The organism is Flavobacterium sp. S87F.05.LMB.W.Kidney.N, from assembly GCF_004366435.1.
Taxonomy (GTDB): domain Bacteria; phylum Bacteroidota; class Bacteroidia; order Flavobacteriales; family Flavobacteriaceae; genus Flavobacterium.
In genome coordinates this window covers 1-16,256 of record NZ_SODX01000009.1, presented here as the reverse complement: position 1 = coordinate 16,256, position 16,256 = coordinate 1, and the positions used below count along the sequence as shown (strand labels likewise).

The following is a 16,256-nucleotide window of genomic DNA, read 5'->3' as shown; positions in this document are numbered from 1 at the left end:
CCGACAACCCCTAAATAAGAAAAAAGGAATTTTAATTTAAAACTACTTCATTTGAACGAAAGAATAATCGAGCTAGTAGATATTGCTCCAAAAGAATTTTGGGGCGCACAGGACAGCCATCTAGAAATTATTAAAAAGTATTACCCAAAGCTTAAAATCGTAGCGCGAGGGACAACTTTAAAAGCATTTGGCGAAAAAGAAGTTTTAGATGAATTTGAAAAAAGATTTCAAAGATTAATGCTTCATTTCACACGATACAATAATATTGATGATAATGTAATTGAACGTGTAATCATGAGTGATGGTCAAGAAGATAAAAGAGCTTACGATCATGACAAAATCTTAGTTCATGGTGTTGGCGGTAAGATTATCAAAGCGATGACGCCAAATCAGCAATTGCTGGTTGATACCATTAAGAAAAATGATATGGTCTTTGCTATTGGTCCTGCTGGAACTGGAAAAACGTATACCGGTGTCGCTATGGCGGTTAAAATGTTAAAAGATAAAGAAGTAAAAAGGATTATTTTGACTCGTCCTGCAGTGGAAGCCGGAGAAAATCTCGGATTTCTGCCTGGGGATATGAAAGAAAAACTCGATCCTTACATGCAGCCACTTTACGATGCGCTGCGTGACATGCTTCCCAACGAAAAACTCGAAGATTACATTTTAAAAGGGATTATTCAGATTGCGCCGCTTGCGTTTATGCGCGGTCGAACGCTTGATAATGCGTTTGTAATCCTTGATGAAGCCCAGAACACCACTCACTCACAGATGAAAATGTTTTTAACCCGTATGGGAAAAAACGCTAAATTTATGATTACTGGCGATCCTGGACAGGTCGATTTACCACGAAGAACTATTTCTGGTCTGAAAGAAGCAATTTTGGTTCTGAAAGATATTGACGGAATAGGAATTATTTATCTGGATGATAAAGATATCGTTCGCCACAGATTGGTTAAAAAGGTAATTGACGCCTACAAACAAATAGAGAATCACGACTAATTTTTAATTTTAGTAAAATGTTAAATGTAAATCGTGAATTGTGTTTTAACATTTATTGATATTCGTTTTACACTTGTTTCTTTGGAAAAGTGTAAAACGAATATTTTTTTTAAATTAATAAAAATGAAGACTTTAAAAATCATTGGTAATAGAGTTTTTGCATTTAAAATTTCTTTATTTTATGTAGGATTAGGAACGTTGTCTGTATGCTCCATTTATCCTAAAGATTTATTTTATGGAAGTTGGTCATTGTTTGGATTAATAATAACTTTTCCTGTATCAATTGTAAGCTTTGGTTATAGATATGCTAACGCTGATTTGCTTTATCCTGTTTTTTTAATTCAGTTAATTATGTTATTTCCAACATTTTTAATTTTAAGTCGATTTATTAAAAAGTGAAGATACAATGAAACAATTAGATGATTTCTACTTAAATCAAGAAGAACCTGTAAAAGGAATATTTTTGGCATTAAAAGAAATCATTTTGAAACAAGATGAAAATATAACGAATACTTTAAAATACGGAATGCCTTTTTTCTGTTATAAACGTAAAATGTTTTGCTATTTATGGATTTATAAAAAACTTAAAAAACCGTATATCGGAATTGTGGAAGGAAAACATTTTGACGAACCATTTCTGATTCAGGAAAAGCGTTCGAGAATGAAAATTATGATGTTTGATGTTAATGAAGATTTACCTTTAGAAGAAATTGAAATTGTAATTCAGAAAGCTGTAAACTTATATAAGTTAGGAATTATAAAAGTTTAAAATATTTAAATCGCAATATTTAATCAAATAGTTAAATAAATAATAAACTTAGCCCATTTTTAGATTTCAAAGTTAGGAAACTTTGTCTAAACGAGCTTAAAGCCGTAAATTTGCATAACATCAATATTTGATAATTAATATGACAAAACTTAAAAATATAAAAGTTGTAGTAAGTGACCTTGATGGAACTTTACTCAACCCTCAACACAGAATTTCAGAATATACTAAATCAATTTTTCAAGAACTGCACAATCAAAATTACCTTATAGTTGTAGCAACTGGCCGTCATCATCTTGATGCAATGGCAATTATTGAAACACTTGAAGTTCCGGTATATTTAGTGAGTTCAAACGGAGCTAGAATTCATTCACCAAATAAAGAAGAGCTTTTTGCTTTTAACCTAGACAGTGATGTGGTTAAAGCCGCATTGAATGTTGAAATTGATCCTGCAATTACAGTAGTTTTATTTAAGGAAAATGTTTGGCAGACTAACAAATGGAACGAAAGACTTAATTCTTTTCAAGCCGAATTAAAATACCGCCCAGAATTAGTAGATTATAAAAATCTGGAAGATTTTGGCGCAATCAAAATTTTCTTTTCATGCGACGATCATGAAAAATTAGTAAAACTAAAGGACGATGTTTTGGCCAATTCTTCAGAACATTTGCATCATGCTTTTAGTTTACCAACCTGCTTAGAGTTTATGGATAAATCTATAGATAAAGCAGTTGCAATTGAACAAGTATTAGAAAAAGAAGGTTACACTTTAGATCAAGCAGTTTCTTTTGGCGACGGATTTAATGATGTGCAAATGTTATCTGCGTCTGGAAAAGGCTTAATTATGGGCAATGCTCCAGCGGTTCTAAAAGAAACTTTACCAGATTTAGAAGTTATTAAAACCAATGCAGAAGATGGTGTAGCAAGATATATTGCATCTAAAATTTTAGATAAAGAATTAGCTTCAAGTTAATTTTGAATCATATTCAAACTAAAATCCTTAAATATTTTATTTAGGGATTTTTTTATTTCTGAATCTTAAAATTTCATGGTGTAACTCTCTGAAATAATTTTAAATTTGCATTCATAAAAAACAACACAACTAGATAATGAGCAATACAATCACAACTACAAATTTTAATTTCCCAAATCAGAAATCAGTTTACCGCGGAAAAGTTAGAGAAGTTTATAATATCAACGACGAACTTTTGGTAATGGTAGCAACTGACAGACTTTCTGCTTTTGATGTAGTTTTGCCTAAGGGAATTCCATATAAAGGACAAATCTTAAATCAGATTGCTACTAAATTTATGGAATTGACTCAAGATATTGTTCCAAATTGGTTAATTGCAACTCCAGATCCAAACGTTGCTGTTGGACATTTATGTGAGCCTTTTAAAGTAGAAATGGTAATTCGTGGTTATTTGTCTGGACATGCAGCTCGCGAATATGCAGCAGGAAGAAAACAAATCTGCGGTGTTACTATGGCTGATGGCTTAAAAGAAAATGATAAATTTCCTGAGCCAATTATTACTCCAACTACAAAAGCAGATAATGGTTCTCATGATGAAGATATTTCTCGTGAAGCTATTTTGGCAAAAGGAATTGTTTCTGAAGAAGATTATTTGATTTTAGAAAAATATACTCGTGCTCTCTTTCAAAGAGGAACTGAAATTGCAGCTTCTCGCGGATTAATTTTAGTGGATACAAAATACGAGTTCGGAAAAACTAAAGACGGCGTTATAGTTTTAATTGATGAAATTCATACACCAGATTCTTCTCGTTATTTCTATGCTGACGGATATGTCGAAAGACAAGAAAAAGGGGAGGAGCAAAAACAACTTTCTAAAGAATTTGTTCGCCGCTGGTTGATCGAAAATGGTTTTCAAGGGCAGGAAGGACAGCAGATTCCAGATATGTCTGATGAATATATTGAATCTGTTTCTGAAAGATATATTGAATTATACGAGAATATCTTAGGAGAAAAATTCGTAAAAGCTGATATCGATAATATTGATCAGCGTATTAATAAAAACGTATTAGAATACCTATCTTCTAAATATTAATTTCTGGTTTAAACTAACTATTAAAACCGTAAAGTAAAAAGAGTGCCCTGCTATTTGTATATCTTACAGCAGGGCATTTTCTTTTGTGAAGATTGATTTGAAATAGCAAATTCAAATTAAAAATATAATGTTAATTATGCAAAAAGCGCATTTCAGTTTTTCTGATTGCGCTTTGTTGTTTTAAGAGTTTTTAAATTTTTTTTCATTTTGATGCAACGTTTTACCTATAAGATGCGTCTAATTAGAAATCATCACAATCATTAATCATTTAACAAACATCAATCATGAAAAAGAAAGTAATCATTCTGGGAACGGCTTTGGCTGTATTTACAAATTTTGCAACAGCTTCTAATCAAAAGCCGGCAATTAAAAATCAAATTGAAATTTCAACTTACTTAGCATCACCTTTGCATGAAGCTATATGTCAGGGTAATCTTGAAAACGTTAAAAAAAGTATCGAATATGGTGCTGATGTTAATAAAATTGTACGAAATATGACGCCTTTAATGCTGGCCGCTCGTTTTAATCATGTGGACATCATTAAAATTTTATTAGCCAATGGAGCCAAACCTTCAATCGAAAATGACCATGGCTTAAAAGCATTAGATTATGCCAAATATGCAAAATCAGATGAATCTGTAGCTATTTTAAAAGGGTTGAGATAATACCATTAAAAAAAGAAAAGCATCATTGATAAAATGATGTTTTTCTTTTTTTAAAGTCTATTTTATTTTTCTTCCATTATATTTTTCAGATTTTCCAAACCTTTTTGTAAATCTTTTCCAATCATTTGGTCTAATCTAAGCATTGGAAGCATAATATTTGTTGGATACGGAATTTTACCATTTATTTCCCATTTTACTTTTGTCTGATTTCCAGAAAGAGGTTCTGTTGACATAAATCCAACTGCTGTATCTTCCATTGGTTTTTTAAAGCGAAGTGCAAAATCTATTTGTCTGTTTTCTTTTATTTTAGTTATTTCTTGTTCACCAACTCCAACTTCTTTTACATTACTTTCCCAAGAAGAAATAGAACCTACAGTTCCATCGGTACCTTTGTAACTCACTTTCATTTTCGGATCAATATTGGCCCAAACACTAAATTCATTCTGATTTCTTAATGATTTTACATATTTAAAAACGCTGTCAACTGGTTTATTAATTGTAATTTCTCTTTCAACCATATATTCTTTTGGCATAAAATAAGCCACTATTAATACTAATGAAATAATTAAAATTAAAACGACGAGTATTCTTTTTATAATAATCATAGCTATTGATTTATTGGTTATTATTTTAAGTAAAATGCTATAAATCTAATGGTTTATAGTTTGAATAGAATAGTAAAATTAAAAAATAAAGATTTCGATATACGCTGATGGACAGAATTTTGAAAAATAAAAAAAAAGTTTTTTCGAATTTATTGTAACATTTTTCATTTTTTGTAGTCTATTATAGTAAAACCATGAATTTGGTAACATTCAAGTCTTTTAATTATGGTTTTATTAAGTTACTGTTAACAATTGATTAAAACATGGTACTTTGTAATGCATAATACGATAAAAATAGTTACTTTTACATGGAAATTAAAAATCATCATCATCAATCATTTTAACAACAATCAATCATTATGAAAAAATCAGTTATTTATTTAGGACTAGCCTTGGTAACATTTGGAAATGTAGCAATGGCTTCAAATGGAGTTTCAACAATTAAAAATCCAATTGAGCGTACAGGTTATACAGCAAACCCATTAAATATTGCAATTAGTAAAGGAGATTTGCAAACCGTTAAAAAGTTTATTGAATACGGTGCAGATGTTAATCAAATCTCTGAAGATTTTACACCTTTAATGATCGCTGCTCGTTATAACAAGCATGAAATTGTTAAAATTTTATTGGAAAATGGAGCTCGTCCAAATTTGAAAAATGAAAAAGGATACACTGCATTAAAATATGCAGAATTATCAAATGCTACAGAATCGATTGCGATTTTGAAAGAATTGAGATAACAGTTTAAAAGTTTTGAGTTAGTATTAAAAAGACCTTTCTGAGCAAAAGGTCTTTTTTTATGCTTTATTTTCTTGTACAGTTTATAAACAGAAAAGCACCATTACAAAGAATGATGCTTTCCTTTTTTAAATCCAACAAATTGATTTAAACTAAAACTATTAAAATTATTATTCAATTGGTACATGTTTTTTTCTGTTGAATACCCAGAATAAAATTGGAAATACCAATAAAGTTAAAACTGTGGCTGTTATAAGCCCTCCGATAATTACAATTGCAAGTGGTTTTTGTGATTCTGATCCAATTCCTGTAGAAATTGCAGCAGGCATTAATCCGATTGAAGCCATTAATGCTGTCATTACAACCGCTCTTGTTCTGGCTTTTACCCCCATAAAGATGGATTCTTCGAGCGTGAATTTGGCCTTTAAATTATGATGGAATTCAGATATCAAAATAACTCCATTTTGAATACAAATACCTAACAGGGCAATAAAACCAACACCAGCAGAAATTCCGAAATTCATTCCTGTAATATGTAGTGCAATAATTCCTCCAATTATGGCAAACGGAACATTTGCTAAAACAAGAAGAGAATCTTTAAAGTTTCCGAACAATATAAACAACAATACAAAAATTCCAATTAAACTGATAGGCACAACTTGAGCCAAACGCGCACTGGCACGAACCTGATTTTCAAATTCTCCGGTCCATCCAGTTGTGTAACCTGCAGGAAGTTTCAATTTATTGACTTTTGACTGTGCTTCTGCAATTGTACTTCCTAAATCTCGATCACGAACAGAGAATTTTACACCAATAAAACGTTTTGTATTATCTCTATAAATAAATGCTGGACCGGTAATGGTTTTAATATCGCAGATTTCTTTCAAGGGAATTTTGATGCCGCTTATGGTTGGAACTTTAATTTCTTCAAGATCTTTTTCATCTTTTCTGTATTCTTTAGAAAAACGAACACGAACATCAAATTTCTTTTCATCCTCGTATTTTTCAGTAGCAGTTTTTCCTCCAAAAGCTAATTCTAATACCGCTTGAGCATCACTTAAAGTTACTCCGTAAGCTGCCATTTTTTCACGATCTAAGATTACGCTTATTTCCGGCTGTCCCACATTTCTTAAAATTCCTGCATCTTTTATACCTGGAATATCTTTAATTTGAGCTAGGACTTCATTGGCAAGCTGATCTAATTTATTTAAATCATCACCATAAATTTTAACAGCATTTGAAGCTTTAAATCCAGCTACAGATTCTGCGACGTTATCAATTACGGGCTGCGAATAATTATAAGTAATTCCTTGGTGGACTTTTAATTTATTATCCATTTCATTAATCAGCTCATCCATAGAAATTTTTCTTGTCCATTCTGCTTTTGGTTTTAAATCAACTTGAAGCTGGATAAATCCAAAACCATTTGGGTCGGTTCCATCATTGCTTCGCCCAGTTTGCGATAAAACATTTTTAACTTCTGGAAAACTTTCTAGGTCTTTTCTAATTATTGCTGCTGTTTTAACACTTTCTGGCAATGAAGTACTCATTGGTAATTCAGCAGTAACCCATAATGCACCTTCATTTAACTGCGGCAAAAATTCCGTACCTAAAAATCCTGCAGAAAAGAAAACTGCGGCTAACAAACCAATAGAAGCAATTAAAGTTTTTGCTTTATGCTTAAATGTCCATGCAAAACCTTTAGAAACAATTCTGTCCCAAAAATTTACAAACGGGTTATGTTTCTCTTTTACATTTTTATTCAATAAAATATGTGAAAGAACAGGAACTAAAGTTAAAGTGAAAATAAGTGCCCCTAATAATGCAAAACCTAAAGTAAAGGCTAGGGGAGAGAACATTTTCCCTTCAACTTTCTGGAATGAAAAAATTGGAAGTAAAGCTGTAATAATAATCAATTTAGAAAAGAAAATAGCCTTACCCATTTCTGTTCCTGTTTTCTTAATTAAGCTTCCTTTTGCAATTTTATTAAATTTTTCCATTCCCAATTGATGCGCTCGATGATCTAAAACCACAAACAAACCTTCGACCATTACGACGGCACCATCAATAATAATTCCGAAATCGACTGCACCTAAACTCAATAAGTTGGCGCTCATTCCCATCATTTTTAGACATAAAAACGCAAATAATAACGAAAGCGGAATAACAATAGAAACTGTAAAAGTAGTTCGCCAGTCGGCCATAAAAAGAAATACAACACAGGTAACCAGGATAATACCTTCAAATAAATTGTGCATTACCGTTTCGGTAGTGAAATTCATTAAATTATCTCGATCGTAGAAAGTTTCTATTTTAATGTCTTTTGGAAGAACATTGTCATTTAAATCTTTGATTTTTGCTTTTATTAGAGCAAGCGTTTCCTGCGGATTTTCTCCTTTTCGCATTACAACGATTCCTTCAACCGCATCATCATTATTTCCAAGACCAGTTTGTCCAACCCTTGGCATAGAACTTTCGTAAACATCAGCTAGATTTTTAACCAAAATTGGGTTTCCACCAGCATCATCAACAATAATATTACCAATATCAGCTTTAGATTTTAATAAACCAACACCTCGAACGACAAAAGCTTGTCCATTTTTTTCAATTACGTCACCACCAACATTTAAATTTCCTGCATTTACAGCATTGTAAACTTGTAATGGAGTAATATTATATTTGGCAAGTTTAATAGGATCTACACCAACTTCGTAAGTTTTAGTCTGCCCTCCAAAAACATTTAAATCTGCAACACCAGGAAGAGAGCGAAGCTGTTTATCTATTACCCAGTTTTGATAAGTCAATAACTCCCTGCTGTCTCTACTGTTACTTTTTACAATATATCTGAAAATTTCACCAGTTGGGCCGTATGGAGGCTGAACATCTGGTTCTACATCATCTGGTAAAGAAACGTTTTTAAGCAGATTATTTACTTGGAAACGAGCAAAAGTATCGTCGACACCATCATCAAAAATGATTTTAATAACTGATAATCCAAACATAGTAATGCTTCGAACACTCGTTTTTTTCTGAACTGAGTTCATTGAGATTTCGATAGGAGAGGTAACAAAGCGTTCTACTTCTTCAGCACTTTTCCCATTCCATTGTGTAATTATAATAATCTGTGTATTGGTAACGTCTGGAAAAGCATCAATTGGCATATTTTTGAATGAAATAAAACCTGCCACAGCCAATAATCCAACCCAAAAGAAGGTAAATGCTTTATTCTTTAATGAAAAAGCAATAATATTTTTAATGAATTTGTTCATGTTTTAATTATTTAAAGCACCATAAATAAACAGCTGATTGTTTGTGATTACCTTTTCGTTTTCTTTTAAACCACTTGAGATATAAGTAATATCGCCAACAACTCTATATACTTCTACTTGTCTAGTTTCTATATTATTACGGTCTTTAAATACCACAACAAAGTTTTTACTTTTATCAAATACAATAGCTTTACTAGGTACGGCTATCATAGATTGATTTTCGCTAAAAGACAATTTTATATTTGCATTCATATCCGGTTTAAGCAGGTAATCCGTATTTTTTAATTTGATTCTTGCCTGCATCGCTTTAGTTTCGGGATCAATTACGTTGTAGATTTTGTCAACTTTTCCGTAAAATGTTTTATCTGGATAACTCAATGTAGTAACCGCGGCACTTGTTCCCAGTTTTACTTTATTAATATCAATTTCGTTGATGTTGGCCATTGCCCAAACTTCACTGATTTCTGCTATATCAAAAATGTTTTCAGAGCGGTCATTACGTAAAAGCATGTCTTGATTAATACTTTTTTGAATAATAAAACCACTGATAGGCGCTGTTACTTCGTAAATTGATCCTGGCTTTATGTTATAAATTTTGTAGGTTTCCTGAACCTTGCTCAATTGCGACTGCGCTTTATTTACTTCAGATTTGGCTTGGAGAACATCACTTTCAGAGTTTAATTTACCATCGAATAATTCTTGGGCAACTTTTAAGTTGTTTTTAGCAACAAGCAAATCACTTTTAGCATCTATAGACTGCTTTTCAAAATCTGCTACATCTGTACTTTTTATAGTTGCAAGGACTTGCCCTTTCTTCACATAATCTCCAAGTTCAACGTTTACTTTCATTACATTTCCTCCAACTAACGGATAAACATCGATCATTTTATTGTTGTCAGCAGTAATTTTTCCATAAAAACTAAGTTCATTTTTTAACGGCTGAGTTTCCGCAGCAGCAGTTGTAGTTGTTTTGAGCATATCGTTACTTAAAACAAAAGAGGTATTTGTTTCAGGATTTTCTACTTCTTTTTTGCAGCTTGCCAGAGATAGACTTACAATTGCGATTCCTATGAATAATGTATGTTTCATTGCTTTAATTTTTTAAAATAAATCTTTATTTACTGTACTGTTTAATTCTTCACCGGCCAACACTACTTTTTTCTTTAATTCATTTAATTGAATTATAGCTTGATTGTAGCTTTCCATAAAATCGGTAAATTCTAAAAGACTTACGTTTCTTTTCTGAAAGTTGGTCAGCATTCCGTTGTAAACAGCTTCAAAGTCTGAATTTACAGTAGGTTTAATAACAGCATAATTTTGTCTCGATTCATCCCATTTAGTCCAAGCCGAAGTAATCTCTGTTTGAAGCTGCAACTCGAAATTTTGTTTTTCAATTTTAGATTGTTCCAGAATAGTTTGGGCATATTTGATATTTCCTTTGTTTTTATTCCAAAGCGGTAAAGGAATTCCAACTGTTAAATTAGCTTCATTATTAAAAGCTCCACTTCGCTGATCGTAATTTGCTCCCAATGTAATATCCGGAACAGAAAGTGATTTTTGCCATTTTACATTCAATTCATTAGCATCAATTTCTTTTTGTTTTGCTAAATAATCTGGTCGATTGGCAATTGCTTGGTCTTCGAAACCTTTTAGATCAAATGGAATTGTTTTCAAATATTTATCAGAATCATCTTTGCTTACAACTGGAATCACATTTTCAGTTTCATTGAGCAGCAGTTTTAAGTTTGCCTGTTCTTCTATATTGTCATTAACGACTTCCATTCGTTCATTCTTAAAATTAAGATAGAGCGATTGTAAACGCACAACATCTTTTAATGGAATATTTCCTTTTTGAGCCTGAACTGAGTACGAATTAATTAAGTTTTCAATATGTACAATTTGCTTATCAGTATTTTCAAGATTCTTTGTGTTGTAATACACGGTGAAAAAACTTTTGCGTAGCTGTAATTTTAAGTTGCGAAGTAAATCGTTGAATTGAAGTTCTGCAAGCTTTTCATTTGCTTGCGCTAATCTTACTTCATTTCTTTTTTTTCCGCCAAGATAAATTAACTGTTCTACCGCAAAAACTTTCTGGCCATCTTTACCAATGTCAAAATACTTATCGCGTTCTGGATTATAAGCATTCAATTCTGCAGAAAGTGTGGGGTTATCCCAAATACGAGCTTGAATGGTTAATGCTTTTGAGGCATCGATGTTGTATTGAGATGCCAGTAAAAAAAGATTCTTTTTTAAGAATTGGCTTTCGCAGTCTTGAAGTGTGACTGTTTTTTGAGCCATTACTATTTGATTGAGCAATACAAATAGTAAGAATGCATATAGTTTTTTCATTCGTATCAAATTTATTTTATACAAATATGCTATCGGCTGACTTTAAGACACCTTAAAATCCACCTTAAAAATAGCTTAAAATAAATTATTTACGAAAAATAATACAAAATAAATTTATGTTATTAACTGGAATACTGTATGTTATGTATGAATTATGAAGAGTAAGGATTCTATTTACAATACGAAGTCCAAGTCCAAAACCTGTTATTCCTTTCGCATTTTCTCCGCGCATAAAAGGCTGGAAAAGATTTTTTTGTTCTAACTCTGTCAAAGTTCTGCCAGAGTTAGAAATCGATAAAACAAGCAAATCGTCTTCTGTACTAATTTTAACTTTAGCCTGCTTATTATCGGAATAAACATAAGCGTTTTTTAAAACGTTTGTAATGGCTATTTCTAAAAGATTTCTGTTCCCCTCAATTTCTAATGCAGTTTCTAGATCATCACTTTCCTCCATTTCAAAAAGAATCACAAAATCTGGAAAAGTTTTGTTTATCTTTTCAATAGATGAAAATAAGATTTCGTCTATGCGCTGAATTTCATGACTTTCAGCATTTCGATTGTCGATTTTTGAAAGAATTAATAACGAATTGATTAATTCACTTAAGTGGTTAACATCTGTTAATATTGCATTTAAGAAGGATTTACTTTTAGGTTTAATATCAGGATCTGCAACTGCATTTTCTATTTGTGAAGTCATTCTAGAAAGTGGTGTACGCAATTCATGCGAAGCGTGTGCCGTAAACTCCTTTTGTTTTTGGTAGGAGATTTCAATTCGATCCATCATAAAATTGAATTCGTCGGCAATTAGATCAATTTCATCTTTACTGCTTTTAGATTCAATCCTGGTATCGAGATTATTTTCGTTTATGTTTTTTATTTTTTGATGAAAAGCATTAAGCGGATTCATAGCTTTCCTAACCATAAAAGAGGTCAAGAGCCAGCAGATAGTAGTGAAAAAAATGTATGAAATGACCAAAGTATATCGAAGAAAAAGCAGTTTTCTATTTCCGTAATCATCTGTTGCAGAAATTAAAGCATAAAAATCTTTATCATTAGTATCATAAAAGACACCATAAACTTCATAATTACCCTGTTGTTTAAAAAAAGTTTTATTCTTTTTTAAATACTTTAAATCGTCAACAGACCAATTAATTTTAGCATCATCAATACTGCTGTAAATCAATTTATAATTAGAATCGAAAACTAATGTTTTTTCATCATATAATTTATTAATAGAATTTTGATCTATTATTTTAAGAAGCTGATTGTCAACTTGTTTTACATTTACTAATAATTTTATATTAGATAATGCTTTGATTTCAAGTCGTTCACGAAATTCTTCTTTTCTATAATTAGAATATAAAATGAATATCACCGTAGATGCCAATCCAAATAGAATGGTAAACAGTAAACTAACTAAAAGTGATATTCGATTTTTTAATGTCATTCTTGATCGCTTAGATAATATCCGTAACCAACTTTGGTGCGAATAAGTTTTGTATCATGATCTTTGTCTATTTTCTTTCTCAAAAAATTAATATAAACTTCAATAGTATTTTGATTGGTTTCAATATGATAATCCCAAAGCTTTTCTGCAATAAATTGCTTTGAAAGAACCTTTCCTTTTGCATGTGCGAGAATAAGAATAAGTTTAAACTCTTTTGGAGTAAGTTTAATTTCCTCACCAGATCTAAAAACCTTCATGTCGTCTTCAAAAATCTCAAGATCTTTTATCACTATTTTATTATCTACCTGCTGCGGAACATCTTTTCGTCTTAAAAGAGACTGAACTCTAGCATACAATTCATCAAAGTGAAAAGGTTTTACTAAATAATCATCTGCGCCATTATCAAAAGAAGATAGTTTATCTTCAATTTCGCTAAAAGCAGTCAGCATAATAATAGGTGTCTTTTTGTCGACTTCTCGAATACCTTTGCAGACATCGATTCCGTTTGTGCCAGGTACATTAATATCAAGAATGATTAGATCATATTCATATGGAAAATATTTTTTCAGCAATAGCGAACCATCATAATAAGGAATACACTCGAACGTCTTTGAAGTAAAGAATGCTGAGATTTCCTTTGATAAAGTAAAGTCGTCTTCGAGTAGTAATATTTTCATGTGAATTTATTATTTGTAAACCCGGTTAAATCAAATCCAACCGGATTTACATTTATGTCTTATTTAAAATATGAAAAAGTCTCGTTATTTTCAATTTTCAAAAGCGATTCATAAATCAATTGAATTACATTTTCAACATCATCTCTATGAACCATTTCTACAGTCGTATGCATATAACGCAATGGAAGTGAAATCAATGCTGACGGAACTCCGCCATTACTATAAGCAAAAGCATCAGTATCTGTCCCTGTAGATCTTGATGTAGCATGACGCTGAAATGGAATTTTATTTTCTTCTGCAGTATCAACAATCAAATCGCGTAAATTATTCTGTACAGCAGGAGAGTAGGCGATAACTGGACCTTTTCCCATTTTCAAATCACCTTCTACTTTTTTATCAATCATTGGAGTTGTTGTATCGTGACATACATCAGTCACAATAGCAACATTTGGTTTTATCCTATGTGCAATCATTTCAGCTCCGCGAAGACCTATTTCCTCTTGAACAGAATTAACAATATATAGACCAAATGGTAGTTTTTTATTATTCTCATGAAGTAATCGAGCCACTTCGGCAATCATAAAACCACCCATTCTATTATCGATAGCGCGACAGACAAATTTATTTTCGTTTAAAACCATAAATTCATCAGGATAAGTAATCACACATCCAACATGAACACCAAGAGCTTCAACTTGCTCTTTATTTTCGCATCCTAAATCAATAAAAATATTACTTGTTTTAGGAACTTCTTCCTTATCACGTAATCTAGTATGAATCGCCGGCCAGCCGAAAACACCATTAACAATACCTTTTTTAGTATGGATATGAACGCGCTTAGAAGGTGCAATCTGATGATCTGAACCTCCATTTCTAACAACATACAATAATCCATCTTCAGTAATATAATTGACATACCACGAAATTTCATCAGCATGACCTTCAATAACAACCTTATAAGGAGCATCAGGGTTAATTACTCCAACAGCCGTTCCGTAAGTATCAGTGATAAAAGTGTCAACATAAGGTTTCAAATAATTCATCCAAAGCTTTTGTCCTTCGCTTTCGTAACCAGTAGGAGAAGCATTATTTAGGTAGCTTTCTAAGAAAGCTATAGAAGTATCTTTTAAGATAGATTTTGTACTCATAAAAATATTTTTCCGCTAAAATATAAATTTGGTATTAGAGTTGTGTATAAATATATAATTTTACATTTAAATTATGATTCAATGAGATTTACCAGTTTTATTTTGTTTATACTATTAGTTTCCTTTTCATCCAGCGCTCAAGTTACTCCAAAAGAGAACGAACAAATGGGGTATATATTAACAGAACAAGATTCTATTTTAAACGATACCATCCAGTTACCTGAAATAATTATTTCAAAAGGAGAGAAGATGAACCCTGAGGAATTGAAACAATTTCAAATTCTTCAGAACAGAGTATATAAGGTTTATCCGTACGCTAAATTAGCCTCGGATAGATTGACAGCTTTAAACAATGGGATGGCGCGTTTAAAAACAAACCGTGAAAAAAAGAAGTATTTTAAAATAGTAGAAGATTATTTAAATAACGAATTCGAAGAAAGACTTAAAAAGCTTTCTAGAAAGCAAGGACAGATTCTTGTAAAATTAATTCATCGTCAAACGGGAATCACAACTTACGATCTCATCAAAACCTTGAAAAGCGGTTTTAAAGCTTTTGTGTCTAATACGACCGCAAACTTATTCGATATAAGTTTAAAAACAGAATACAAACCATATGATGTAAACGAAGATTATTTAATAGAAACAATTTTAGTTCGAGCGTTTGAGTCCGGAAGATTAGTAAATCAAAAACCAGCCAATCCCGTAAACTACGACGACCTTTCTGTTAAGTGGCAGCAAAGAGCAAAAGAGCTAAATAAAAAATAACTCCTATATATAATATGTTCTGCAACCCGACAGGTTTTAAAAACCTGCCGGGTTTGTTTTTTATACATATATATAAGGAGAACTATAATTTAATTTAAATGTCAAGTGTCAGGCTGAGCGGAGTCGAAGCCCAATGCTATGATTTGGAATTTGGAATTTAAAATTTAGAAATTAGAATTTAGAATTTGTTTTTAATTAGAAGCTATTCCCGCTGTCCGCTTCAATCTTTTTGGGTCGAACCCCGCCCCAAAAAGGATTTCCTCCCGAATCCTCGGGACTATCGGGGCTGGGACATTAGTTTTCAGAAGAAAAAATCGGCAAGAAAAGACCATTTCAGAAGAAAAAACGAAGTAAAAAATAGAAACTTAGCGCCTCTGCGGGATTTAAAAAAACATAGAAAAAACCACACTTCGGACCTTAGTGCCTTGGCGGCAGAACCATGCAAAGCGAAGCAAAACAGCCAAAATCCCCAATAAAGGCAAAACGGCGAAAAAAACTTTGACTTGTAAAAAACACAAAACCAGTTATTTATAAAAAAGATGGAAAAAATATAAAAAAAAGTCTTGCAGATGTAAATAAAGGTGGTACTTTTGCACCCGCAACAACGCAATGTTCACAGACAGACTGGCAGGAAAAACTAATTAAAAGAGAAAAGAAATTTTCGAAAAAAGATTAGAAAAAGCTTGTGGGAATGGAAAACGGATATTACATTTGCACCCCGCAAATACGGGAAGTTCCTTGAGATACTGAGAGAAGAAT

At 31.8% G+C, this 16,256-nt stretch carries 15 protein-coding genes; 8 read left to right on the top strand and 7 right to left on the bottom strand.

The window, feature by feature from the left end; genetic code table 11:
- Positions 1 to 51: 51 nt before the first annotated feature.
- From EDB96_RS20745 to EDB96_RS20720, 6 genes are all read left to right on the top strand, one after another.
- On the top strand, positions 52 to 1,002 hold the full coding sequence (locus EDB96_RS20745) for a PhoH family protein (RefSeq protein ID WP_134142876.1): 951 nt from the start codon (positions 52 to 54) through the stop codon (positions 1,000 to 1,002).
- A gap of 123 nt (positions 1,003 to 1,125) precedes the next feature.
- The gene (locus tag EDB96_RS20740) at positions 1,126 to 1,401 is read left to right on the top strand and encodes a hypothetical protein (RefSeq protein WP_134142875.1); all 276 of its coding nucleotides are present in this window, start codon (positions 1,126 to 1,128) and stop codon (positions 1,399 to 1,401) included.
- Positions 1,402 to 1,408: 7 nt separating this feature from the next.
- On the top strand, positions 1,409 to 1,771 hold the full coding sequence (locus EDB96_RS20735; RefSeq protein ID WP_134142873.1) for a DUF1801 domain-containing protein: 363 nt from the start codon (positions 1,409 to 1,411) through the stop codon (positions 1,769 to 1,771).
- A gap of 139 nt (positions 1,772 to 1,910) precedes the next feature.
- Entirely contained in the window at positions 1,911 to 2,741 is an 831-nt protein-coding gene (locus tag EDB96_RS20730) for a Cof-type HAD-IIB family hydrolase (RefSeq protein ID WP_134142872.1), read from the top strand.
- Between the two features lie 136 nt (positions 2,742 to 2,877).
- Positions 2,878 to 3,834, top strand: a complete 957-nt coding sequence (locus EDB96_RS20725) for a phosphoribosylaminoimidazolesuccinocarboxamide synthase (RefSeq protein ID WP_134142871.1) — start codon at positions 2,878 to 2,880, stop codon at positions 3,832 to 3,834.
- 284 nt (positions 3,835 to 4,118) lie between these two features.
- The gene (locus EDB96_RS20720) at positions 4,119 to 4,499 is read left to right on the top strand and encodes an ankyrin repeat domain-containing protein (RefSeq protein WP_134142869.1); all 381 of its coding nucleotides are present in this window, start codon (positions 4,119 to 4,121) and stop codon (positions 4,497 to 4,499) included.
- A 62-nt stretch (positions 4,500 to 4,561) separates the two neighbouring features.
- Here the strand turns inward: EDB96_RS20720 and EDB96_RS20715 are convergent, their stop codons facing one another.
- Positions 4,562 to 5,104 (bottom strand): SRPBCC family protein, encoded by a 543-nt coding sequence (locus tag EDB96_RS20715; protein WP_057115032.1) that lies wholly within the window; start codon positions 5,102 to 5,104, stop codon positions 4,562 to 4,564.
- Positions 5,105 to 5,463: 359 nt separating this feature from the next.
- Between EDB96_RS20715 and EDB96_RS20710 the strand changes: the two genes are divergently transcribed.
- A complete protein-coding gene (locus tag EDB96_RS20710; RefSeq protein WP_134142868.1) occupies positions 5,464 to 5,844 on the top strand; it encodes an ankyrin repeat domain-containing protein in 381 nt (126 codons plus the stop codon).
- A gap of 168 nt (positions 5,845 to 6,012) precedes the next feature.
- Here EDB96_RS20710 and EDB96_RS20705 read toward each other — a convergent pair whose 3' ends face one another.
- The 6 genes from EDB96_RS20705 to EDB96_RS20680 form a co-directional block, all read right to left on the bottom strand.
- Entirely contained in the window at positions 6,013 to 9,111 is a 3,099-nt protein-coding gene (locus EDB96_RS20705) for an efflux RND transporter permease subunit (protein ID WP_134142867.1), read from the bottom strand.
- Between the two features lie 3 nt (positions 9,112 to 9,114).
- Positions 9,115 to 10,200 (bottom strand): efflux RND transporter periplasmic adaptor subunit, encoded by a 1,086-nt coding sequence (locus tag EDB96_RS20700; RefSeq protein WP_057115035.1) that lies wholly within the window; start codon positions 10,198 to 10,200, stop codon positions 9,115 to 9,117.
- A gap of 12 nt (positions 10,201 to 10,212) precedes the next feature.
- Positions 10,213 to 11,460, bottom strand: coding sequence for a TolC family protein (locus EDB96_RS20695; protein ID WP_134142865.1), 1,248 nt, complete (start codon positions 11,458 to 11,460; stop codon positions 10,213 to 10,215).
- 85 nt (positions 11,461 to 11,545) lie between these two features.
- Positions 11,546 to 12,907, bottom strand: a complete 1,362-nt coding sequence (locus EDB96_RS20690; protein WP_134142864.1) for a sensor histidine kinase — start codon at positions 12,905 to 12,907, stop codon at positions 11,546 to 11,548.
- Positions 12,904 to 13,584, bottom strand: coding sequence for a response regulator transcription factor (locus EDB96_RS20685; RefSeq protein WP_134142862.1), 681 nt, complete (start codon positions 13,582 to 13,584; stop codon positions 12,904 to 12,906). Before EDB96_RS20685 ends, EDB96_RS20690 begins: the two co-directional genes overlap by 4 nt.
- Positions 13,585 to 13,643: 59 nt before the next feature.
- Positions 13,644 to 14,732 (bottom strand): M42 family metallopeptidase, encoded by a 1,089-nt coding sequence (locus EDB96_RS20680; RefSeq protein WP_134142861.1) that lies wholly within the window; start codon positions 14,730 to 14,732, stop codon positions 13,644 to 13,646.
- Between the two features lie 81 nt (positions 14,733 to 14,813).
- Here EDB96_RS20680 and EDB96_RS20675 point away from each other — a divergent pair, with 81 nt between their 5' ends.
- Positions 14,814 to 15,497, top strand: a complete 684-nt coding sequence (locus EDB96_RS20675) for a DUF4294 domain-containing protein (protein WP_134142859.1) — start codon at positions 14,814 to 14,816, stop codon at positions 15,495 to 15,497.
- Positions 15,498 to 16,256 lie beyond the last annotated feature (759 nt).

Coding starts and splice junctions, on each gene's coding strand:
- EDB96_RS20700 (WP_057115035.1), bottom strand. CDS start 10,200: ATGAAACATACATTATTCATAGGAATCGCAATTGTAAGTCTATCTCTG.
- EDB96_RS20720 (WP_134142869.1), top strand. CDS start 4,119: ATGAAAAAGAAAGTAATCATTCTGGGAACGGCTTTGGCTGTATTTACA.
- EDB96_RS20735 (WP_134142873.1), top strand. CDS start 1,409: ATGAAACAATTAGATGATTTCTACTTAAATCAAGAAGAACCTGTAAAA.
- EDB96_RS20705 (WP_134142867.1), bottom strand. CDS start 9,111: ATGAACAAATTCATTAAAAATATTATTGCTTTTTCATTAAAGAATAAA.
- EDB96_RS20690 (WP_134142864.1), bottom strand. CDS start 12,907: ATGACATTAAAAAATCGAATATCACTTTTAGTTAGTTTACTGTTTACC.
- EDB96_RS20675 (WP_134142859.1), top strand. CDS start 14,814: ATGAGATTTACCAGTTTTATTTTGTTTATACTATTAGTTTCCTTTTCA.
- EDB96_RS20710 (WP_134142868.1), top strand. CDS start 5,464: ATGAAAAAATCAGTTATTTATTTAGGACTAGCCTTGGTAACATTTGGA.
- EDB96_RS20685 (WP_134142862.1), bottom strand. CDS start 13,584: ATGAAAATATTACTACTCGAAGACGACTTTACTTTATCAAAGGAAATC.
- EDB96_RS20715 (WP_057115032.1), bottom strand. CDS start 5,104: ATGATTATTATAAAAAGAATACTCGTCGTTTTAATTTTAATTATTTCA.
- EDB96_RS20730 (WP_134142872.1), top strand. CDS start 1,911: ATGACAAAACTTAAAAATATAAAAGTTGTAGTAAGTGACCTTGATGGA.
- EDB96_RS20695 (WP_134142865.1), bottom strand. CDS start 11,460: ATGAAAAAACTATATGCATTCTTACTATTTGTATTGCTCAATCAAATA.
- EDB96_RS20680 (WP_134142861.1), bottom strand. CDS start 14,732: ATGAGTACAAAATCTATCTTAAAAGATACTTCTATAGCTTTCTTAGAA.
- EDB96_RS20725 (WP_134142871.1), top strand. CDS start 2,878: ATGAGCAATACAATCACAACTACAAATTTTAATTTCCCAAATCAGAAA.
- EDB96_RS20740 (WP_134142875.1), top strand. CDS start 1,126: ATGAAGACTTTAAAAATCATTGGTAATAGAGTTTTTGCATTTAAAATT.